The sequence below is a fragment of the Williamsia sp. z34 genome, from assembly GCF_059553395.1.
In genome coordinates this window covers 879,045-900,568 of record NZ_JCANWW010000002.1, presented here as the reverse complement: position 1 = coordinate 900,568, position 21,524 = coordinate 879,045, and the positions used below count along the sequence as shown (strand labels likewise).

At 65.1% G+C, this 21,524-nt stretch carries 20 protein-coding genes and 1 tRNA gene; 15 read left to right on the top strand and 6 right to left on the bottom strand.

Translation table 11 applies throughout. The features are described 5' to 3' along the window. The first annotated feature begins 9 nt into the window (after positions 1–9). The 13 genes from AC51GT_RS08560 to der all read left to right on the top strand — a co-directional run bounded on the left by AC51GT_RS08560 (position 10) and on the right by der (position 15,241). Entirely contained in the window at positions 10–999 is a 990-nt protein-coding gene (locus AC51GT_RS08560; protein WP_496325855.1) for an NAD kinase, read from the top strand. Next, positions 999–2,774 carry a DNA repair protein RecN gene (gene recN, locus AC51GT_RS08555; RefSeq protein WP_496328460.1) on the top strand — a complete coding sequence of 592 codons (1,776 nt, stop codon included), beginning with the start codon at positions 999–1,001 and terminating at the stop codon, positions 2,772–2,774. The genes AC51GT_RS08560 and recN overlap by 1 nt, the downstream gene beginning before the upstream one ends. 92 nt (positions 2,775–2,866) lie before the next feature. Then, the gene (steA, locus tag AC51GT_RS08550) at positions 2,867–4,054 is read left to right on the top strand and encodes a putative cytokinetic ring protein SteA (protein ID WP_496325853.1); all 1,188 of its coding nucleotides are present in this window, start codon (positions 2,867–2,869) and stop codon (positions 4,052–4,054) included. A 99-nt stretch (positions 4,055–4,153) separates the two neighbouring features. Then, positions 4,154–5,077 (top strand): copper transporter, encoded by a 924-nt coding sequence (locus tag AC51GT_RS08545; protein WP_496325852.1) that lies wholly within the window; start codon positions 4,154–4,156, stop codon positions 5,075–5,077. Positions 5,078–5,320: 243 nt separating this feature from the next. Continuing rightward, positions 5,321–7,087 carry a CTP synthase gene (pyrG, locus tag AC51GT_RS08540; RefSeq protein ID WP_496328459.1) on the top strand — a complete coding sequence of 589 codons (1,767 nt, stop codon included), beginning with the start codon at positions 5,321–5,323 and terminating at the stop codon, positions 7,085–7,087. After that, the gene (locus AC51GT_RS08535) at positions 7,084–7,728 is read left to right on the top strand and encodes an NUDIX domain-containing protein (protein ID WP_496328458.1); all 645 of its coding nucleotides are present in this window, start codon (positions 7,084–7,086) and stop codon (positions 7,726–7,728) included. The genes pyrG and AC51GT_RS08535 overlap by 4 nt, the downstream gene beginning before the upstream one ends. A gap of 16 nt (positions 7,729–7,744) precedes the next feature. Then, positions 7,745–8,671, top strand: a complete 927-nt coding sequence (xerD, locus tag AC51GT_RS08530) for a site-specific tyrosine recombinase XerD (protein WP_496328457.1) — start codon at positions 7,745–7,747, stop codon at positions 8,669–8,671. A 114-nt stretch (positions 8,672–8,785) separates the two neighbouring features. Beyond that, entirely contained in the window at positions 8,786–9,682 is an 897-nt protein-coding gene (locus tag AC51GT_RS08525; protein WP_496325897.1) for a ParA family protein, read from the top strand. Positions 9,683–9,684: 2 nt separating this feature from the next. Continuing rightward, the gene (locus tag AC51GT_RS08520; protein ID WP_496328456.1) at positions 9,685–10,548 is read left to right on the top strand and encodes a segregation and condensation protein A; all 864 of its coding nucleotides are present in this window, start codon (positions 9,685–9,687) and stop codon (positions 10,546–10,548) included. After that, positions 10,541–11,323 carry an SMC-Scp complex subunit ScpB gene (gene scpB / locus AC51GT_RS08515; RefSeq protein ID WP_496328455.1) on the top strand — a complete coding sequence of 261 codons (783 nt, stop codon included), beginning with the start codon at positions 10,541–10,543 and terminating at the stop codon, positions 11,321–11,323. The genes AC51GT_RS08520 and scpB overlap by 8 nt, the downstream gene beginning before the upstream one ends. 782 nt (positions 11,324–12,105) lie before the next feature. Then, positions 12,106–13,122 carry a pseudouridine synthase gene (locus AC51GT_RS08510; protein WP_496328454.1) on the top strand — a complete coding sequence of 339 codons (1,017 nt, stop codon included), beginning with the start codon at positions 12,106–12,108 and terminating at the stop codon, positions 13,120–13,122. 26 nt (positions 13,123–13,148) lie between these two features. Continuing rightward, complete coding sequence (cmk, locus tag AC51GT_RS08505; RefSeq protein WP_496328491.1) at positions 13,149–13,817, top strand: (d)CMP kinase; 669 nt, start codon at positions 13,149–13,151, stop codon at positions 13,815–13,817. Beyond that, a complete protein-coding gene (gene der / locus AC51GT_RS08500) occupies positions 13,814–15,241 on the top strand; it encodes a ribosome biogenesis GTPase Der (RefSeq protein ID WP_496328453.1) in 1,428 nt (475 codons plus the stop codon). Before cmk ends, der begins: the two co-directional genes overlap by 4 nt. 79 nt (positions 15,242–15,320) lie before the next feature. On the opposite strand, the gene AC51GT_RS08495 is transcribed toward der, so the two are convergent. From AC51GT_RS08495 to AC51GT_RS08485, 3 genes are all read right to left on the bottom strand, one after another. Beyond that, complete coding sequence (locus tag AC51GT_RS08495) at positions 15,321–16,877, bottom strand: HNH endonuclease signature motif containing protein (RefSeq protein WP_496328452.1); 1,557 nt, start codon at positions 16,875–16,877, stop codon at positions 15,321–15,323. Between the two features lie 78 nt (positions 16,878–16,955). Beyond that, positions 16,956–17,306: a DUF4180 domain-containing protein gene (locus AC51GT_RS08490; protein WP_496328451.1), complete on the bottom strand. Its 351-nt coding sequence runs from the start codon at positions 17,304–17,306 to the stop codon at positions 16,956–16,958. Then, positions 17,303–17,758 carry a helix-turn-helix domain-containing protein gene (locus tag AC51GT_RS08485; RefSeq protein WP_496328450.1) on the bottom strand — a complete coding sequence of 152 codons (456 nt, stop codon included), beginning with the start codon at positions 17,756–17,758 and terminating at the stop codon, positions 17,303–17,305. Before AC51GT_RS08485 ends, AC51GT_RS08490 begins: the two co-directional genes overlap by 4 nt. Before the next feature lie 191 nt (positions 17,759–17,949). On the opposite strand from AC51GT_RS08485, the gene AC51GT_RS08480 reads away from it, so the two are divergent. Both AC51GT_RS08480 and AC51GT_RS08475 read left to right on the top strand, forming a co-directional pair. Further along, a tRNA-Pro gene (locus AC51GT_RS08480) sits at positions 17,950–18,023 on the top strand. A 352-nt stretch (positions 18,024–18,375) separates the two neighbouring features. Further along, positions 18,376–18,585: a hypothetical protein gene (locus AC51GT_RS08475; protein ID WP_496325829.1), complete on the top strand. Its 210-nt coding sequence runs from the start codon at positions 18,376–18,378 to the stop codon at positions 18,583–18,585. 68 nt (positions 18,586–18,653) lie between these two features. Here the strand turns inward: AC51GT_RS08475 and AC51GT_RS08470 are convergent, their stop codons facing one another. The 3 genes from AC51GT_RS08470 to AC51GT_RS08460 form a co-directional block, all read right to left on the bottom strand. Then, positions 18,654–19,976 (bottom strand): flavin monoamine oxidase family protein, encoded by a 1,323-nt coding sequence (locus tag AC51GT_RS08470; protein WP_496328449.1) that lies wholly within the window; start codon positions 19,974–19,976, stop codon positions 18,654–18,656. Between the two features lie 72 nt (positions 19,977–20,048). Further along, entirely contained in the window at positions 20,049–20,867 is an 819-nt protein-coding gene (locus tag AC51GT_RS08465; RefSeq protein ID WP_496328448.1) for an Fpg/Nei family DNA glycosylase, read from the bottom strand. A gap of 41 nt (positions 20,868–20,908) precedes the next feature. Further along, positions 20,909–21,427: a methylated-DNA--[protein]-cysteine S-methyltransferase gene (locus tag AC51GT_RS08460; RefSeq protein WP_496328447.1), complete on the bottom strand. Its 519-nt coding sequence runs from the start codon at positions 21,425–21,427 to the stop codon at positions 20,909–20,911. Positions 21,428–21,524: the final 97 nt, after the last annotated feature.

The following is a 21,524-nucleotide window of genomic DNA, read 5'->3' as shown; positions in this document are numbered from 1 at the left end:
GGTGCCCCTGTGGAAAACGTGCCGGGCGCACAGGAGTCGGTTGTGGAGGCGCAGGAACGCGAGTTCCTTGTTGTCGCCCACACCGGCCGGGACATCGTGCGCGAGACCATGGCGGTCATCGCCAAACGGTGCGCGGACGCCGGAATCGGGTTGCGCGTCATCGATCACGACATCATGTCGACGCCGCCGGGGCCGCCGTACCTGGGCGCCGTGTACCCGCTCGACCTCGAGGAACTGCGCGACACCGGTGCCGACATCGCCGTGACGTCCGCCGGCGAACAGTCTGCGGTCGGTTGCGAAGTGGTCATCGTGCTCGGTGGCGACGGTACGTTCCTGCGCGCCGCCGAGATCGCGCATCCGCTGTCCGTGCCGGTGCTCGGGATCAACCTCGGGCACATCGGCTTTCTCGCCGAGGCGGAGGCGAACCGGATCGACGAGGTGATGACCAAACTCGTGACCCGTGATTACTCGATCGAAGATCGCATGACACTCGACATCAGCATCCGGGTCGACGGTCGGGTGATCGCACAGACCTGGGCCCTGAACGAGGTCAGCATCCAGAACCTGTCGCGGCAGGGCGTCCTGGAGTTGATCACGGAGGTCGACGGACGTCCGGTTTCGGCATTCGGTGCCGACGGCATCCTGGTCTCCACGCCGACCGGTTCGACCGCCTATGCGTTCTCCGCGGGCGGCCCGGTCATGTGGCCTGACCTGGAGGCCATCCTCTTGGTGCCGTCGAATGCGCACGCCCTGTTCGCCCGGCCGATGGTGACCAGCCCGCGTTCGCTCGTGGCGGTCGAGGTGATGGCCCGCGGGCAGGACGCACTCGTCGCCTGCGATGGGCGCCGCAACATCGAGGTACCGGCCGGTGGCCGCATCGAGGTCGTCCGTGGACGCAAGCCGGTGCGCTGGATCCGGATCGATTCGGATCCGTTCGCCGACCGGTTGGTGCGCAAGTTCGAACTGCCGGTCACCGGGTGGAGGGGGAGGCAAACCTAGTGCTCGAAGAAATCTCGATCAGCGGCCTGGGCGTCATCGACAAGGCCAGCGCCGAGTTTCATGAAGGCCTGACCGTGTTGACCGGCGAGACCGGTGCGGGCAAGACCATGGTGGTCACCAGCCTGCACCTGTTGTCCGGCGCGCGGGCCGATGCCGGCCGCGTCCGCACCGGCCAGAGCCGGGCCGTGGTGGAAGGTCGTTTCCGGGCCACCGGTGCCGACGCCACCGAGGTCCTTGATTCGTCCGGTGCCGAACTCGACGACGACGGCACCGTGATCGCCGTCCGCACGGTCAACGCGGACGGCCGATCCCGGGCCCATCTCGGTGGCCGGTCGGTTCCGGTCGGATTGCTCGGACAGTTCACCAGTGGCCAGCTGGCGATCCATGGTCAGAATGACCAGCTCCGGTTGCTGCGCGCAGAACATCAGCGTGATGCGCTCGACCGATTTGCCGCCGGCGCGGTGACCAAACCACTCAAGGCGTACCGGGAGGCGCGCGATCGGTGGGTGACGTTGGCCGATCAACTCCGGGAGCGCCAGGCCAACTCGCGGGAGATCGCGCAAGAAGCCGACCGACTCCGGTTCGGTGTGGACGAGATCGACAAGGTCGCGCCGCAGGCCCGCGAAGACGAAGAGATCGCGGCCACGGTCCGTCGCCTCGGTGATCTGGAAACCGTGCGCGCCGCGGCCGCGGCCGCTCTGGTGGCCGTCACCGGCGCCGACCCGAACTCCGACGCCCAGCTCGGAGGGTCGGTCCTCGACGGATTGGGTGTGGCCCGGACCGCCGTGGGGACGATCAACGACGACACGTTGCGGGGGCTGTTGCCGCGGATCGAAGAAGCGCTCAGCGTCGTCGGGGACATCGGTGAAGAACTCAGCAGCTTCCTGTCCGGTCTGCCGACGGACGCCGCCGAACTCGAGCAGTTGCTGCAGCGGCAGGCCGAACTGAAGTCGCTGGTCCGCAAATACGCCCCGGACATCGACGGTGTGATCGCATGGGCCGACGCGGCCCGCTCGCGGCTCGCCGAGATCGGTGACTCCTCGGAAACACTCGAAGACCTCTCGGCCCGGGTGGTCGCGGCCCGCGACGACGTGGCCGCGGCGGCGGGCAAGTTGACCAAGGTGCGCGTCAAGGCCGCCAAGTCGTTGGCCACCAAGGTCAGTTCTGAACTGACGGGTCTGGCGATGGGGGATGCGCAGCTCGAGGTCGTCGTCTCGCCGGATGATGCGACCGACAACGATCGCCGGTCGCTCGAGATCGACGGGCGAGCGGTCCATGCCGGCCCCGATGGCACCGACAAGGTCGAGTTCGGGCTGGTCGCGCACGCCGGCGCGCCGGTTCGGCCGATCGCGAAATCGGCATCCGGTGGTGAGCTCTCCCGCGTGATGCTCGCGCTGGAGGTGGTCCTGGCCGGTCCGGGTGGCGGTTCCACGATGGTGTTCGACGAGGTCGACGCCGGTGTCGGTGGTCGCGCGGCAGTCGAGATCGGACGTCGACTGGCCCGTTTGGCACAGGCACACCAGGTCATCGTGGTCACGCATCTGCCACAGGTGGCGGCATTTGCCGACAATCACCTGCTGATCGGAAAACAGAGCTCCCCGGGATCGAAATCGGCCAAGTCTTCTTCGGTGACGAGTTCGGTGGCCGTGCTCGACCGGGACGAGCGTGTGGCAGAACTGGCCAGAATGCTTGCCGGACTGGGGGATTCGGATACCGGTCGGGCTCACGCCGAGGAACTCCTGGGGACCGCGGAGCAAGAGAAAGCGGCTTTTTGACCTCGATACGCCTGTTACTCGTGTGACAAAAGTGGCGTGTGTTACGGCGCGCCTCCACCAAAACCATCGAGTGGTGGTTCAGTGTTTCCCGCATGAGGATGCCTGCCCTGCTGTCACGCACAACCGAAACTCTGCCTGGGATCAGCGGTATCGCCAGGATCGACAAGAACACCAAACGACTGCTGTCCAGGGTCGGCCCCGGGGACATCGTGATCCTCGACGAGGTCGACCTGGACCGCGTCACGGCCGACGCACTCGTCGCCGCTGACGTGCTGGCCGTCGTGAACGCTTCGACGTCCATCTCCGGTCGTTTCCCCAACCTCGGTCCCGAGTTGCTGGCGGCATCGGGCATCACCCTGATCGACGATGTCGGTGTCGAGGTCTTCAAGCGCATCAAGGACGGCGCCAAGATCCGCGTCGACGACGGTGGCCTGTATTCCGGTGAACGCCGGCTCGCGAAGGGCATCGAACTCGGCGAGCGTGAGATCGCCGATCTGATGATCGACGCCAAGACGGGCCTGGTCGATCACCTCGAGGCCTTCTCCGGCAACACCATCGAGTTCATCCGCAGCGAGTCGCCCCTGCTGATCGACGGTGTCGGTGTTCCCGACGTCGACGTCCGCATCGAGGGCCGCCACGTGGTGGTCGTCTCCGATGGACCCGATCACGCGGCCGACCTCAAGAAGCTCAAGCCGTTCATCAAGGAGTACCAGCCGATCATGGTCGGTGTTGATGGTGGCGCCGACACGTTGATGGACATGGGTTACCGCCCCGACCTGATCGTCGGTGACCCCGAGGGGATGCGGGCGGCAACGCTCAAGTCCGGCGCGCAGGTCGTCCTGCCCGCCGACCCCGATGGTCATGCCCCGGGTCTCGAGCGGATCCAGGATCTCGGAATCGGTGCGATGACGTTCCCGGCCGCCGGGTCCGCGGCCGACCTGGCGCTGCTGCTCGTCGACCACCACGAGGCCGCGCTGATCGTCACCGTCGGCCACCCGGCCTCGATCGACGAGTTCTTCGACCGCAGCCTGCGTGAGTCCAACCCGTCGACCTTCCTCACCCGGCTCAAGGTCGGCGCAAAGCTCGTCGACGCAAAAGCTGTCGCGACTCTGTACCGTTCCCGGGTTTCCGGGGCGGCCATCGCGCTGCTGATCCTGGCCGCACTGGTGGCCATGATCGTCGCGGTGATGATGTCGAGCAGTGGTTCGGAAGTGACCGACTGGATCGTCGATCAGTGGGACCGCCTCACCGACTGGGTCCAGCGGGTGTGGAACGAATGATCGTGGTCACTGATCGCTCACACTGATCGCTGACACGCCCCGAACCCGCAGGGGACCGGCGTGGCTGGATCGACCTGATACTCCTGGAATGAGATTTTTGTGATTTCGCTTCGCCAGCACGCCATTTCGCTGGTCGCGGTGTTCCTCGCCCTCGCTGTCGGGGTGGTGCTGGGATCCGGATTTGTCGCTGACACGTTCGGGTCGGCCAGTGACACCCAGGACAAGCGGGAGCAGGAGCTGCGCGACGAGAACCAGCAGCTGACCAACAACCTCAACGCTGCCAACAACTTCGACACCGCGATCGCGGGTCGACTGTTGGCCGGGTCGCTGACCGATCGTCCGGTGCTGATCATCACCGCGCCGGGGGCGGACGAGGGCGATGTGGCGGCGGTCAAGGACAACCTGAACAAGTCGGGTGCGATCCTGAGTGGACAGCTGGCACTGACGGACACTTTCGTCAGTGATCAGAGCGCCGAGAAGATGCGTTCGATCGTCGACCAGTCGATTCCGGCAGGCAGCACCTTGAAGACGGAGTTGACCGACTCCGGTGGTCGCGCCGGGGATCTGCTGGGGCTGTTGCTCAACCTGTCGCCGGACGAGGAGGGGTCACAGGTCGACTCCGGTGCCACCGATGCCGGGCTGGCAGCACTCAAGCAAGGCGGCTTCATCGATTACGCCGAGGGTACGGTTGCGCCGGCCCAACTCTCGATCATCGTGACCGGCAACAAATTTGCCGACGATTCCGGTGCGCGGGGACAGGTGATCGCCCGTTTCGCGGCCGCCTTCTCCGAGCGCGGTGCCGGAACCGTGCTGGTGGGCCGGACCGGTTCGGCCGAGGGTTCGTCCCCGATCGCGGTGATCCGGGCCGACCCCGCGCTGAACGCAGAGGTCTCCACCGTCGACAACGCCAATCAGGCAACCGGCCGGATCACCGCCGTCCTGGCGCTGACGGACGAGCTGGGCAACAAGCACGGCGCCTACGGCACCGGGCCCGGCGCCACCGCGATCGCGCCGGAGAGCTGAGCTGATCGGTCGCTGCAGATCTGAAGCCGCGAGAAGCGGGTAGATCTGTAGGCCACCCGGATCAAACGACGCCACGTGTCATCTGCGCCACACCCGGGCGCAGGCACGTGGCGTTCGTGTCTGTACGGCCCTGTCCAGGGCGATCACCGGTTCGTGTCAGAGTAGGAAATCTGGCCATTGGTGTTACCGTGGAGTCCCGTAGGTAGGCAAGGATTTCTTGCCGCAGTACTAACGGGAGAAGCGTTGCGTCCATTACGTCATGTGCGGTCCGGCACAAAGCACATCTTCGTGACCGGGGGCGTTGCATCGTCGCTCGGTAAAGGTCTGACGGCTTCGAGCCTCGGCCAGTTGCTCACGGCGCGCGGACTGCGCGTCACGATGCAAAAGCTAGATCCTTATCTCAACGTCGACCCGGGAACGATGAACCCGTTTCAGCACGGCGAGGTTTTTGTCACCGAAGACGGTGCCGAAACCGATCTCGATGTCGGCCACTATGAACGCTTCCTCGACCGGGATCTGTCCGGGTTCGCGAATGTGACCACAGGACAGGTCTATTCGACCGTCATCGCCAAAGAGCGCCGCGGTGAGTACCTCGGTGACACCGTCCAGGTGATCCCGCACATCACCGACGAGATCAAGCGCCGCATCCTCGCGATGGGCCAGGCCGACAGCGACGGCCAGGTCCCCGACGTCGTCATCACCGAGATCGGTGGCACGATCGGCGACATCGAATCGCAGCCGTTCGTCGAGGCGGCACGTCAGATCCGTCACGACGTCGGCCGGGACAATGTGTTCTTCCTCCATGTGTCACTGGTCCCGTACCTGGCCCCCTCGGGTGAGCTGAAGACCAAACCGACCCAGCACTCGGTCGCCGCGCTGCGCAGCATCGGTATCCAGCCCGACGCGCTGATCCTGCGGTGCGATCGCGACGTCCCCGAGGCGCTGAAGAACAAGATCGCTCTCATGTGCGACGTGGACGTCGAGGGTGTCATCTCGACGCCGGACGCCCCGTCCATCTACGACATCCCCAAGGTGCTGCACGCCGAGCAGCTCGACGCCTACGTCGTCCGCAAGCTCGGGCTCCCGTTCCGGGACGTCGACTGGACCGTCTGGGGCGAGCTGCTCAACCGGGTCCACGAGCCTCGTGAAGAGGTCACCATCGCGCTGGTCGGCAAGTATGTCGAGCTGCCGGATGCGTACCTGTCGGTGACCGAGGCCATCCGGGCCGGCGGTTTCGCCCATCGGGCTCGCGTCAACCTGGTGTGGGTCCAGTCCGACGACTGCGCCGACGACGCCGGGGCTGCCGCAGCGCTCGCCGATGTCGACGGCATCCTGATCCCGGGTGGATTCGGGATCCGCGGCATCGAGGGCAAGGTCGGCGCGGTCCGATATGCGCGTACCCACAAGATCCCGCTGCTGGGGCTGTGCCTGGGTCTGCAGTGCATCGTCATCGAGGCCGCACGTACCGCCGGTCTCGCCGATGCGAGCTCCACCGAATTCGATCCCGAGACCCCGTACCCGGTGATCTCGACGATGGCCGATCAGGAAGACGCCGTCGCCGGTGAGGCCGACCTCGGTGGAACGATGCGGCTCGGCGCCTACCCGGCGAAGCTCGACCGCGGTTCGGTTGTGGCCAATGCCTATAACTCCGTTGATGTTTCCGAACGTCACCGGCATCGTTTCGAGGTCAACAACAGCTACCGCGACAAGATCGCCGAAAGCGGTCTGGTGTTCTCGGGCACCTCACCGGACGGCCATCTCGTGGAGTTCGTCGAGTACCCGCGTGAGGTTCACCCGTTCCTGGTCGGCACCCAGGCCCACCCGGAACTCAAGAGCCGCCCGACGCGTCCGCATCCGTTGTTCAGCGCATTCGTGCGGGCTTCATTGCGGTACAAGATGGCCGAGCGTCTGCCGGTCGACGTCCACGGTGACGAAGACGTCGACGTCGATCTCGACTCCGTTCTCGACGTGACCGCCGCCGAGGCGGGCGCCAAAGAGGCCGGCATTTGAGCGAGCGTCACGAGTTCCGGACCCTCGGAACCGACGTTCGCTACGACGGGGCGATTGTTGCGCTCCGGGTCGACGAGGTCGCGATGCCCGGCGGGACCACCGCCAGGCGTGAGGTGGTCGAACACCACGGCGCGGTGGCGGTGGTCGCGGTGAACGAGCAGGACGAGATCGCGATGGTGCTGCAGTACCGGCATCCGATCGGTCGGCGTCTTCTCGAACTCCCGGCGGGTCTGCTCGACGGGGGACCGCAGGAGAGTCCCGTCGAGGCGGCCCGGCGTGAGCTGATCGAGGAGACCGGACTTGCCGCCGAACGGTGGCAGGTGCTGGTCGACATCGATGCCTCGCCGGGCTTCACCGACGAGGCGCTGCGTGTCTATCTCGCCAGCGGGATAACCGAAGTGCCGCAACCGGATCCGGAGCACGAAGAAGCCGACATGACATTGCACTGGGTGTCGCTCGATGATGCGGTACGGCAGGTCTTGTCCGGTGACATCGTCAACGCGACGGCCGCGAGCGGGATCCTGGCCCTGTCCGCCGCTCGGTCACAGTCGATTCCGTTGCGTGATGTCGATGCACCCTGGACCGACCGTCCGGTGGCGTTCGCCAACCGCAAGTCGGACAGCGGGACCGGTCGAGAATGAACGCGCGCCGAACCTCATGAGCCTCGCGGATCAGGTGCAGATCTACCTGGACCACCTGGAGGTCGAACGGGGTTCGGCGCGTAACACTCTGCAGTCCTATGCCCGGGATCTGCGGCGGTATCAGGAGTATCTGGCGTCGCGGGGGATCGACGTGCTCGCCGACGTCACCGAGGCCGATGTCCGGGAGTTCCTCATCGCCCTTCGCCGCGGTGACGCCGACAACGACAAACCCCCGTTGGCCGACAGCTCGATCGCGCGAACCCTGGTGGCCACGAGAGGTTTTCACAAGTTCGCCGCCGCCGAGGGAATCGTGCCGGACGACGTCGCGCACGGTGTGGCCCCGCCCAAGGCGCCGCGCCGGCTCCCCAAGAGCCTTCCGGTCGACGAGGTGCTCGCGATCCTGACCGCCAGCGGTGGTGAGGACGTCGCCGACTCGCCGCGGTCGCTGCGGAACCGGGCATTGCTCGAACTGCTCTACAGCTGTGGTGCCCGCATCTCGGAGGCGGTCACCCTCGACGTCGACGACATCGACACCGAATCCCGGTCCGTGGTGTTGCGTGGCAAAGGGGGAAAAGAACGAATCGTGCCCGTGGGCCGTCCGGCCATCGCCGCACTGGACGCGTATCTCGTGCGTGGCAGACCCGCACTCGTCTCCAAGTTCAACCCGGCACTGTTCCTGAACTCACGGGGTGGCCGGCTCAGTCGCCAGAGCGCCTGGCAGGTGCTCGTCGATGCAGCCGAGCGCGCCGGGTTGGACAAAGCCGTCTCACCGCACACGTTGCGTCACAGCTTCGCCACGCATCTGCTCGACGGTGGTGCGGACGTCCGCGTGGTGCAGGAACTTCTCGGACATGCATCGGTGACGACCACGCAGGTCTACACCCTTGTGACGGTCGGAACGATGCGTGAGGTGTACGCGCTGGCGCACCCTCGGGCCCGATAAGACACCCGCGTAGCGGTGAGCCTCCACAGCGCCGCCGCGCCGACCCACTAGGCTCTGGGTGTGACAACGCCGCAGCCACCTGAATACGGGCGCGGGCGTGAAGCGAATCAGTTGATGATCTCGCCGCCGCCAGTCGGCGTAGAGGAACTCAACCGCGAAAAGCCCAGCGCACCCGGAGAGCTCGGGCCGACCGGCCGCGAACTGCGTCCGGTGCCCGAACCGATGCCGCTAGACCGGCACGGTCCTGCCACGGTGGTCGCTGTCTGTAATCAGAAGGGTGGCGTGGGCAAGACCACGTCCACCATCAACCTGGGCGCCGCCTTGGCCGAATGTGGTCGTCGTGTGCTGCTGGTCGATCTCGACCCCCAGGGCGCGCTGTCCGCCGGTCTGGGTGTCCCGCACCACGAGCTGGACCTGACGGTCCACAACATGCTGGTTCCGCCGCAGATCTCTGCTGAAGATGTCCTGATGCGGACGCGGGTCGACGGCATGGACCTGTTGCCGTCCAACATCGACCTGTCGGCAGCCGAGATCCAGCTGGTCAACGAGGTGGGCCGCGAGCACACCCTCGGCCGCGCGCTGCATCCGCTGCTGGACCGCTACGACTACGTGCTGATCGACTGCCAGCCGTCGCTGGGACTGCTCACCGTCAACGCGCTCGCCTGCGCCGACACGGTTGTCATTCCGATGGAGTGCGAGTACTTCAGTCTGCGTGGACTGGCGCTGCTCAACGACACCATCGACAAGGTTCGCGATCGGCTCAATCCGCGCCTGACGCTCGGCGGCATCCTGGTGACGATGTTCGACGCCCGCACCCTGCATTCCCGTGAGGTGATGCAGCGGGTGGTCGAGGTGTTCGGTGACAAGGTCTACGACACCGTCATCAGCCGGACCGTCCGATTCCCCGAAACCAGTGTCGCCGGTGAACCCATCACCTCGTGGGCACCGAAATCAGGCGGCGCGAAGGCGTATCGGGCACTGGCCCGCGAAGTCATTCACCGCACGCGTTAGAGATGGCCGAGCCCTCAGAGACCGAGCCGTCAGAGGTTGCAGAAGTCGAGGTCGCGGCGGAACCCGTTGTTGTCGGCAAGTCTCGCTTCCAGGTCAAGCTGGCGAACTTCGAGGGTCCGTTCGACCTGCTGCTCAATCTCATCGGGCAACACCGCCTCGACGTCACCGAGGTCGCGTTGCACGAGGTCACCGACGATTTCATCGCTTACACCAAGCTTCTGGGTGCGGAGATGGAACTCGACCAGACCACCGAGTTCCTCGTGGTGGCGGCCACGCTGCTCGACCTGAAGGCCGCGCGTCTGCTGCCCTCTGGTGAGGTCGAGAACGACGAGGACCTCGCGTTGCTCGAGGCCCGCGACCTCCTGTTCGCGCGCCTGCTCCAGTACCGGGCCTACAAACAGGTCGCGATGTTGTTTGCGGAGCTGGAAGCTGCCGCGCTGCAACGCTATCCGCGTGGGGTGTCACTCGAACCGCGTTTCGAGTCGTTGCTTCCCGAGGTGACCCTCGGTGTCAGCCCGGCGGTGTTCGCCGAGGTGGCGGTGTCGGCGATGACACCCAAACCGGTTCCCAAGGTGGGGCTCGGGCATCTGCACATCGAGAAGGTGTCGGTGCCCGCGCACGCTTTGCGGATCGGGGAGATCCTGCGGCACGCCGGTGCCGGCGTGTGGGTGAGTTTCTCGGACCTGGTCGTCGAATGCGGAAGCGGTCTCGAGGTGGTGGCGCGATTCCTGGCCCTGTTGGAGTTGTATCGCGAGCGGGCCGTGGCCTTCGAACAGCCTGAGGCTCTCGGGGCGTTGATGGTGAGCTGGACCGGTGAGCTCGAAGACGCTCAGGTGATCGTCGAGAAGGGTGAAGATTATGGCTGAGGAACAACCGCTCGAAGAGCCGCAGGAGACTTCTGGCGCCGAGGCCGACGAGATGCTGTCGGATGCGCTGGCCGAGGCCCTGTCCGAGGACGACGGCGCCGAGAACACAGCGGACGACGACCTGCCGGTGGAAGACGTCCTCGCGGACGACGAACTCCGGTCGGCGCTTGAAGCGATGTTGCTGGTGACAGACACACCGGCACCCACCGACCAGCTCGCGTCGGTGCTCGAAGAGAAGACCTCGCGGGTCCAGGCGATGCTGCGGCAGATGTCGAACGAATTGACGGACCGGAACAGCGGCATGGACCTCCGCTACGCCGGTGACGGCTGGCGGTATTACACCCGCAACGAGTACGCGCCCTACGTCGAACGGCTTCTCCTCGACGGTGCCCGGACGAAACTGACCCGGGCGGCGCTCGAAACCCTGGCCGTGGTGGCCTACCGCCAACCGGTCAGCCGGTCCAGGGTCAGTGCAGTGCGCGGGGTCAACGTCGACGGTGTGGTGCGCACGTTGCTCGCCCGCGGATTGCTCGCCGAAGTCGGAACAGACCCGGATTCGGGCGCAGTGACGTACGGCACGACGGAACTATTTTTGGAACGCCTGGGGTTGGCTTCTTTGGACGAGCTACCGGATCTCGCGCCGTTACTCCCTGACGTGGACGTCATCGACGCCCTCGGAGATGAGATCATCAGCGACCCGCGATTCGCCAAACTGGCAGGTAACCCGTCAGACTTGAAGAACAAAACCAACAACATCACCGTCGACGACGATTGAGCTGCGCATTGCAGATCGATCAATACGACGGGAATTAGGGATAGAGAATGGCACCCGCTAGCCGAGACGGCAAACCGGACAGAAGCAACAACAACCAAGGCAAAGGGCGAGCTCCCCGTGAGGGAGGACGGTCGTTCGACGACCGCGACGCCAAGCCTTACTCCGAGCATGGCAGTCGGCCCGCCGGAGACCGTGGTGGCAGGTCCACCGGCGGTGAGCGCGGTGGTCGGCCCACGGGTGACCGTGGTGGCAGGCCCACCGGCGGCGGCGAGCGCGGCGGACGTCCCACGGGTGATCGTGGTGGCAGGCCCAGCTTTGGTGATCGCAGTGGTCGGCCTTCGGGCGATCGTGACGGTCGGTCCGGTGGTGACCGTGGGGGCAGGCCTACCGGCGGCGGCGAGCGTGGGGGACGTCCCACCGGTGATCGTGGTGGCAGGCCCAGCTTTGGTGATCGCAGTGGTCGGCCTTCGGGCGATCGTGATGGTCGGTCCGGCGGTGGCGAGCGCGGCGGACGTCCCACCGGAGATCGTGGCGGACGCCCCAGCGGCGGCGAGCGCGGCGGACGTCCTACCGGTGATCGCGGTGGACGGCCCAGCTTTGGTGATCGCAGTGGTCGGCCTTCGGGCGATCGTGACGGTCGGTCCGGCGGCGGCGAGCGTGGCGGACGTCCTACCGGTGATCGTGGTGGACGGCCCAGCTTTGGTGATCGCGGACGGCCTTCGGGCGATCGTGGCGGAAAGCCGGCATACGAGCGCAGCGAAAAGCCCGCTTACGAGCGTGGCGTGCGGAGCGGCGGCGAAGATCTCGGTCGTCCGACCGGTGACCGGACCGCGAACCCCGGCACCGAGCGCGCGGGTGGCGCGTCCGGCGGGAGGCCCGCGGGTAAGGCGACCAAGAATGCCGCCGAAGCCCGGTTCAAGAAGACGCATCGCAAGGGCTTCAACCCGGAGCGTGGTGCTCGTTCGGCCCCTGACGCGAAGAGCGGTCAGGCTCGGCTGAACAATGCAAAACCCGCCCGCGACCAGAATCCGCTGGATGCAGCGGAAGATGGTGCGACGTACGTCAAGGATGGCTTGCGACTGCAGAAGGTGCTCGCGCAGGCCGGAGTGGCTTCGCGACGCGGCGCCGAAGAGTTGATCGCGGCCGGCCGTGTCGAGGTCGACGGTGAAATCGTCCTGGAGCAGGGCCTGCGTATCAATCCTGAAACCGCCGTGGTTCGCGTTGACGGATCCCGTGTGGTTGTCAACGAGGAGCATCAGTACCTCGCGTTGAACAAGCCCAAGGGCTGGCAGTCGACGATGGCCGACGAGTTCGGCCGTCCCTGCATCGGTGACCTGGTTGCCGAGCGGGTCATGTCGGGGCAGCGACTGTTCCACGTCGGACGCCTCGACGCGGACACCGAAGGGCTCATCCTGCTCACCAACGATGGTGAGCTGGCGCATCGTTTGATGCACCCATCGTTCGAGGTCCCCAAGACCTATATGGTCACCGTGCGTGGAGAGGTGCATCGCAACCTGGGTCGCACCCTGCGCGACGGCATCGAACTCGATGACGGCCCGGCCAAGATCGACAAGTTCGCATTGCTCGACGTGAACCAGGGCATCTCGCTTCTCCGCCTGACTTTGCACGAAGGCCGCAAGCACATCGTCCGTCGAATCCTCGACGCGTCCGGCTTCCCGGTTATTCGACTGGTGCGCACCGACATCGGTGCGGTCAACATCGGCGAACAACGTCCGGGCACCCTGCGGGTCATGGGCAACGACGAGATCGGCGCCCTCTACAAGGCGGTGGGAATGTGACCACCCCAGAGGTGATCACGTCCGGTGTGATCGCCATCGACGGTCCGGCCGGAACCGGTAAGTCGAGTGTGGCGCGCCGCGTGGCAACCGCGCTGGGCGCCAACTACATCGACACCGGAGCCATGTATCGGGTCGCAACCCTGCGCGCACTGCGCGCCGGTGTGGCACTGGATGATCCGGACGCGATCGACAAAGCGACCGAGGGCGTTCGTATCGCCGTCACCAACGACCCGGCCAAGCAGGTCGTGTTGATGGACGGCGAGGACGTCTCCGATGAGATCCGTCGCGACGAGGTGACTCGCGCGGTGTCGGCTGTCTCGGCCGTACCCGCCGTACGTACTCGTCTGGTGCAGGCGCAGCGCGATCTGGCACAGAACGGACTCAGCGTGCTCGAGGGCCGCGACATCGGAACCGTTGTGTTCCCTGATGCCGCGCTCAAGGTGTACCTGACCGCGACGCCGGAGGCTCGTGCGCAGCGGCGACATGATCAGAACGTTGCTGCAGGAATTGACAGTGATTACCAGACGGTGCTGGCGGACGTGATCCGCCGGGACCATCTGGATTCGACACGGTCGACGTCGCCTTTGCGACCGGCCGATGATGCCGTACAGGTCGACACCACCGACATGGGCATCGAAGAGGTGATCGCCAAGCTGGTCGAGTTGGCGCGCAACCGGATTGGGGTAGAAGCATGAGTGACAACTTTGACGGGGCGGCGATTTCGTCCGACGGATTGTGGTCGGATGAGTCCGACTTCGAGCTGGCAGAGCTCGCCGATCTGGGTGTCGACGGCGCGCCGGTGGCGGTGCCCGTTGTGGCGATCGTCGGTCGCCCGAACGTGGGCAAGTCATCGCTGGTGAACCGAATCCTGGGTCGCCGTGAAGCGGTCGTCGAGGACATCCCCGGCGTGACCCGTGACCGTGTCTCTTACGAGGCATCGTGGGCCGGGCGACGATTCATGGTGCAGGACACCGGCGGTTGGGAACCCGACGCCAAGGGGCTGCAGCAGTCCGTTGCGCGCCAGGCCGAGATCGCGATGAAGACGGCCGACGCGATCGTGCTGGTTGTCGACACCACCGTGGGCGCCACCGCCACCGATGAAGCGGTGGCGAAGGTGCTGCGGCGCTCGAAGACACCGGTGCTGTTGGCGGCCAACAAGGTTGACGACGAGCGGTTGGAAGCCGAAGCGGCTGCCCTGTGGTCGCTGGGACTGGGGGAGCCGTTCACGGTGTCCGCCGCCCACGGTCGCGGTACCGGTGATCTGCTCGACAAGATCCTCGAAGCACTGCCCGAAACGCCTCGCGAATCGACCACCATGGGTGGCCCGCGCCGAGTTGCGTTGGTGGGCAAGCCCAACGTGGGCAAGAGCTCGTTGATGAACAAGCTCACCGGTGAAGAACGTGCAGTGGTCGACAACGTCGCCGGAACCACGGTCGACCCCGTTGACGAGCTGGTCGAACTCGGTGGACGGGTCTGGAACTTCGTCGACACCGCCGGCTTGCGCAAGAAGGTGACGCAGTCGAGCGGGCACGAGTTCTACGCGTCGCTGCGCACCCGGTCGGCCATCGAGGCCGCCGAGGTCGCGGTGCTGCTGATCGACGCCTCGGAGCCGATCACCGAGCAGGACCAGCGGGTTCTGACGATGATCATCGAGGCCGGTCGTGCATTGGTGATCGCGTTCAACAAGTGGGATCTGGTCGACGAGGACCGCCGGCTGCAGTTGGCCAAGGAGGTCGACCGCGACCTGTCCCGCGTGCCGTGGGCACGGACGGTCAACATCTCAGCCCACACCGGTCGGTCCGTGGCCAAGCTCGTGCCGGCACTGGATACGGCGTTGGCGTCATGGGACAAGCGGATCTCGACCGGTCAGCTCAACAACTGGCTCAAGGATGTCATCGCCGAGACTCCGCCACCGATGCGTGGTGGGCGTCTGCCTCGGGTGATGTTTGCGACGCAGGCTGCCACCCGGCCGCCGACGTTCGTCTTCTTCACCACGGGCTTCCTGGAGGCCGGCTACCGCCGCTTCCTGGAGCGAAAGCTGCGTGAGGCCTTCAACTTCGATGGCTCGCCGGTTCGGGTGAACGTCCGCGTCCGCGAGAAGCGCGAGCGCACGAAGTAGCGAACGCAGTATTAGATCCGCAACCTGCCCCGGTCGACACAAATCGACCGGGGCAAGGTTCGTTCAGGCCGCACTGCCTTCAGGCGGCCCATCGAATCGATTTCTTCCAGCCGAAGTCGACGTTGTAGACCTGTGCCGCTTCAGCTTTCGCCTCGAAGGCTGCGCGGGCGCGCTCCTGGAACCACGCGGCATCAGCATCACTGTCGGGATGCCACATCTCCGGATTGGAAAAATACTTGTCCGGAAAATGAGTGTTGTTCGGCTGCGGCAAAGCCAACGACCCACGCTGGCGCCACCCGATCCGGCCCTGCCAACCCGGTGGTCCGGTATCTGAGTTGATGATCTCGGTGATCCACCCGGTCTCCCCGTCGTGGACCTGCCCATGATCGGGACCACACACCAACGTCAACACGGTGATGTCGGTCCACCCGCCTTTGGACCATTCCCTGGTGTGATGGACCGCGACCTCGGTAGCTGGTGCGTCGCATCCGGGCCGTGAGCAGCCCCGCTCAGCGGCGATCAACGCCATCCGCTGATCCTCGGTCGCCAAACGTTGTTCCCGGCCCACAAACAGGGGACGGTGCTTGTCGTCGAGCAACGCCAAAAACTTGCGGTTCACCCCCGCCAGCCGCAGGGCATCACGCACCGGCACCACACCACCGGAGGCGGTGGTCGCCACACCGGCTTCTTTTTCGAGTTGCTCCAAGGTCATGGTGACGATGACCCGCGCGGGTAAACCCCGGTGCCGGCCCAGGGTGCCTTGCCCGACCGCCAACTCCAGCAACCGTTTCAATGCATCGTGGTTACGTTGCCCCGGGGTGCGGTGGTCGCGTTTTGCCGCGGCCTGCAGGGTGTCGGCATCGGCTTTATCAGCAGGCCCGGACGGTGAGTCAGGGTCGTCAGGATTGTTCATCCCGGCCGCAGCCCACTTGGCGGCAACAACATCCCACAGCGCCTTGGTCACCGGATCCAGGGTGCCGGTCAGTGTGGCCATCTTGTCCGCACCCTGCTTGGACACCGACAACCCGCGCTTCTGAGCTCGGTCGGCGTCGTCGAACTCGCCGTCCGGATCCAAATGATCACGCAGATACAATCCGACCCGCTTGAGTTCATCGGGATCCATCGTCCGGGCGGCCTCGGCCATCAACTGTTCCCCATCGGACCACAAGGCGAGGTTGCTGCGAATGGTGCCCGGCAGATTATGCAACGTCTCGTGAATGACGCTGTAGTGCGCGACTCCGATCGCGCCATCACGCAACGCCGACCAGGTATGCGGATAGACCGGTGCAAGCACCTCGCCAGAGGGGGTGTGCCATTGACCCACGCGCTCAGCCCTTTTCGACCGGGCGCTGGCCTGGGTCGCCGAAATACGTAAATGGTGCCGCAGAAACTTGGTGTGCTTGAGCCCTTGCTTGGCAGCGACAGACCGTTCCCGTAGCTCGACCGCGATCCGCACCTTGATCGCTTCATCACGGCGGGTCTGGGTCTCGACAGCTTGGGCGAGTTCGACAGTTTCCTTGTCCGAGAGCGGCGCCAGTGAGATGTCAACAAGCCTGCGCGACAATGCTTCACGGACAGCAACGACCTCTTCCGCATCAAGGGCCATGCCCTCGATGCGGTTAATGAGATCTGTCACCCCCGACGTCATGGAATAGTTCTATCAGCAGCCACCGACAAGTCGCTGACCAGCGGTTTTCGTCAAAGGTGGTGGCGGTCAAGCAAGTCTGGTGTGTACGTCATCGATCGTGTCGACAAACCACACATGACGCCCGCGATTGGATTCGCGCACAAATGCGGCCAGAGGCTTGCTGCGAGCGACCTCCGTGGAGATGTCGCCGACGATGGCGATCACCACGTGGTATTGCACCATCTTCTGGAGGTATTCGCCTGCGACGCCCGTACTGAGGTCCAGGAAGCCTTCTGGCAACCGGGTGACGGGTATCGCGACTGCTGCCACCTTGTGTCCCCATGTTGCGCCGATTGCGTCGAGAGCGGCCACGGGTTCGCCGGTGTCGGAGTAGACCATCAGCTCGGTACCGTTCGCGGTCGGCCGGAAGGTGGTCATGAGAAGTTGCCTCCTTCGGTGAGGTCGCGGAGCAGGATCAGGACGTCTGCGGTGTCGCTGATGCTGCCTTGCGCAATCACTTTCAGTGATCGGCCGTCCGGGCCGGGGGCTGTGGTCAAGCGCAGTGGATGCCCGCGGTCCCGGCCTCCCACTGCGGCCGTGAGGACGGTGGTGATGCGATCCCAGTCGCCGGGCTTGAGGTTGTCGAGGTCGACAACAACGGTGCTGTGTTCGGTGGCGTCTTCTTCCGGAAGCGGCGCAGCCACCGGTCCTGGGCTGCTGTTGCCGGCACCTGCAGCAAACGCGGCCAGATCCGCTCGCGTGATCCGATACTGCTTGCCCACACGTGCAGCCCGCAGCCGCCCATCGCGGATGTAGGTGCGGACTGTCCGCACGTGTAATCCGAGCTCATCGGCCACCTCGTCGGCGGACAGGTAATTCGGTGGTGCCACAGTAGGACAATATACATGCAGATAGGGAAGTTTAGGTAACTTTGTTCCCGAAGGCCAACCGAGGAAACGTCAGAGCTGCCGAGCCTCCCGACTCGGATGCGGCGGAGCTTCAGCAGGGCATCTACCAGGCGATTTTCGCTGTGGGTGGTGCCTGAGGTAATCTCATTCAGCGCCCTTAACGGGGAGTGCCACGGGCTGTGGCGCAGCTTGGTAGCGCACTTGACTGGGGGTCAAGTGGTCGCAGGTTCAAATCCTGTCAGCCCGACAGAGAAAAGCCTGGTCAGAGAGTTCTGACCAGGCTTTTTTGTGCCCGAAGCTGATTGGCGGGGCGGTACAGTCGCGGTTGCGCGAATCGGAGATCCGGCGGAGTCTCGGATGCATGAACGATGAGATGATCTGCCCCGAGTGTGGGCACAAGATCCGCAGCCAAACGATTCCAGGTGTGCCCAAGGCCGGCGGGGGCACCACAGAACCGTATGTGCAAGGGCCGAGCTGCTTCAGCAGCTGGTGTTCACAGCATCAGGCTTTCGTTGCGGCCAACTCGTAGCGCGTGCCGCGGGCGCTCCGAGGAACCGCGTGACAGGTTTGACTAGTTCACATCGGGGTAAGTCGGTTCCATGACGAAAGACGAAGCTCTACGCAAGATAGACAGCCAGTTGGACACTTTCGCGAGCGGAGCGATGGGGTACGCGGAGGGTTCCTCTGCTACGAGCGAGGAAGACGTCGAAGAGAGGGTCCGTCTGCGCCAAGCGGCGAAAGAAAAGATCGCCGGACTCGAAGACGGCGACCCCGAGATTGACAGGCTCGCTACGGAACTCAACCTTTGACCGGTTGTAATGCGTCGATCACAGCGGTGGTTTCGGAGAAATCCGGAGCCGCCGCTTTTTTCTGGGGATCAACTCCAGATCTCTGTGAATGACACAGCGCGACCCAGGATCTGTTCTGCGGCCCGATGTCCCGACTTCAGCGCACCGGTCACCGTTGCGGGGTCGTCGGTCCAGGTGGCCTCGCCGGCCAGGTGCACCACGTCGTCGATCGGTGTGGAAAGGACGTCGTGATCGAGTCGGTCCGAGCCGACTGTCATGTACGAGTACGAACCGCGCGCGTAGGGATCGTCCTGCCAGCGAGTGACGTGTACCCGATCGGGTTGCACAACAAGGCCGCCGTACAGCGCTCGCAATGCGTCGAGAACGGAGTCGGCGATCTGCGGGTCAGACCATTCGCGAGTCGCTCTGGCGCAGGGGCCGGCCGCGAACGTCAGGAGCGTCGGTGAACCGTTCATGGCGGTCAGGTCGTACCAGGAATGCCACCACCTTCCGGCCTCGCCCTGCCGGCGAATCGCATAGACGTCGTCGTCCCAGAATTTCTGCGGAAACCGCAGGACCACCTTCTCGAATGCGTTCATCTCCAGCCGCCGCAATGCACCTGATTGCGGTTCGGGCAGTGGTGGATCGAGAATGAACTCGGGCGACTTCAGCACTCCGATCGGAACCGTGATCACAACCCGGCCGGCCGTCATACGCCCCTGGCCGGTCTCGACGGTGACACCGGTCGGCGACCACCGCACGCAGGTGACCACGTGTTCCAGGCGCACATCGAGGCCCTTCGCCAGGTGTGTGGCGAGTTCGTCGTAGCCGTCGGGGAACACCACTTCGTCACCGTCGATCGCATCGTCGTCGAGACCGTGCGCGTCGAGGTCGTCGATCCACACACCCAACTGTTCCTCGGCCCGGTGTTGCAGGAACTCGCGGACTCGCATCGACCGATCGGCGTCCCACTTCAGTTGCGCCAGAGTGCTTTCCACTGCCTCGCCGAAGGATGTCCTCGGGTCTGAGGTGGCGATGTTTATCGCCAGTAGATCGCTGAACGAATGGATGTCCGCGGTGAAACGCTGGGCGGCTTCGTCACTCAATCGCGTGTCGGTGGGAGAGTAGTAAGCGATGGGTCGCCCATCGGGCTGATAGCTGCCCACGGTGAACTCAAGCGTGCGCATGCCGAAGGCCTTGACGGCGTCGGCTACCGGATTTCCATCGATTCCGTGGACCCAGGACGCTCCGTAGTCGACGACCTCGCCGTCCGCGCGTGAGGTCCACACGCGCCCTCCGACGCGGTCTCTGGCCTCCAGGATCGCCACCCGCCGGCCGTCATCGGCAAGGATTCGCCCGACGGTCAGGCCGGCGATTCCGGCGCCGACGATCAGCGTGTCGAATTCTGTCAACGGCGTTCCGATCTATTGGTGCGGGCATGCCAGACCGGCCGCCGCTTTCGCGGTTGTCTTTCCGATGAGTGTTCACGACTGCTCCCGCGAACACCACCACGTCGTGCGCCCGCCGACGGTGCCGCGTGACATCGGCGCCCCACACCGGGGGCACACGGCGTCGGTCTTGCGATACGGGATGATCTCCCCGGTGTGCACGCCGCCCTTCTTGATCGCGGATCGGATGGCACGGCGCAGGGCGACACGTAGGTTGTCGAGGTCGTCGGTGGTCAGTGTCTTGGCGCGGCGTGCCGGGTACAGCCCACATTGCCACAGGACCTCGTCGGCGAGCAGGTTCCCGATCCCGGCGATGGCCGCCTGGTCGAGCAGCCTGGCCTTGAGAGGCGCTCCACTCGAACCGATTCGACGCCGGAAGTCCTCTCGCGAGATCTCCGCGGCATCAGGGCCGAGGGCATCGATATCGGGTTCCAGGCGTACGCGGCCGAGGCGGCGTTTGTCGAAGAGCCGGAGTTGGCCCCCGTCGTCGAACGTCATGGTGAAGCGCGTCCACTCGGGCTTGTCGGTGTCCCGCTCACCGACGTGTGGATCGCCGCCGCCATAGACCGAGGTCTGCTCACCGTCGGGCGCTGTGACGATGATGCGTCCACCCATCCCGAGATGGATGCCGAGCCGGGGACCTGCTGATCCGTCCGCGGTTTCGGTCTCACACCACATGGCTTTGCCGCGGCGACGGGCTTGGATGAGCTTGCCGCCCTTGAGTGCTCGGGCGATCTCGCCCGGGCGGTGCGGGCGGCACTCGAACGTGTCGGTGTCATCGATATCGACGATGACCCGGTTCAGCGCCTTCTCGACGACCGCTCTGGCGTTCTCGACCTCGGGTAGTTCCGGCATTCGTCCGGTATACCCGGCGCGAGGCACTCATGCACTCGTGGTCAGAACAGCGTGGGCGGGGTGGCGCCCTCCAGATCGAGTAGCCATCGCTTGGTTTCCAGGCCTTGTCCGCTGTCACCGCCCGAGTAGCCTCCCAGGCCATCGGCGGCGACCACCCGATGGCATGGGATGAGCAGTGGCACAGGGTTGCTGCCCATGATGGCGCCGATGTTCCGGGCAGAGACGCCGGTGCCGCTGCGGGTTGCGAGTTCGCCGTACGTGATCGTGTCACCTCGATGCACGGTCTCCTCGAGTGTGGTCAGCACGATGCGGGCCGCGTCCGTCAAGCCGTGCAGGTCGACCGGAAGGTCGAAGTCGGTCAGGTTCCCGTCAAAGTAGGCGCGGAGCTGTTCGAGCCCTTCGGCCAGCAACCGATCGTCTGACGGACTGCTCGTCGGCGGGAGAGTCCGCCAGGCGACCCGCACGATCGCCTCACCGCTACTGGAAACGGTGATCGATCCGACGGGTGTTGACAGCGAACCGGAGGAGATTCCATCAACCCGCTGATCTTCGTGCCTCACGTGGGCCGAGGATAGTCCCACCGATCGCATAGCGCGCTGATCACGGCCGCGGTCATGTGCCCAGCCGCGACATGCGACGACGTCACCGCCCTCGGCC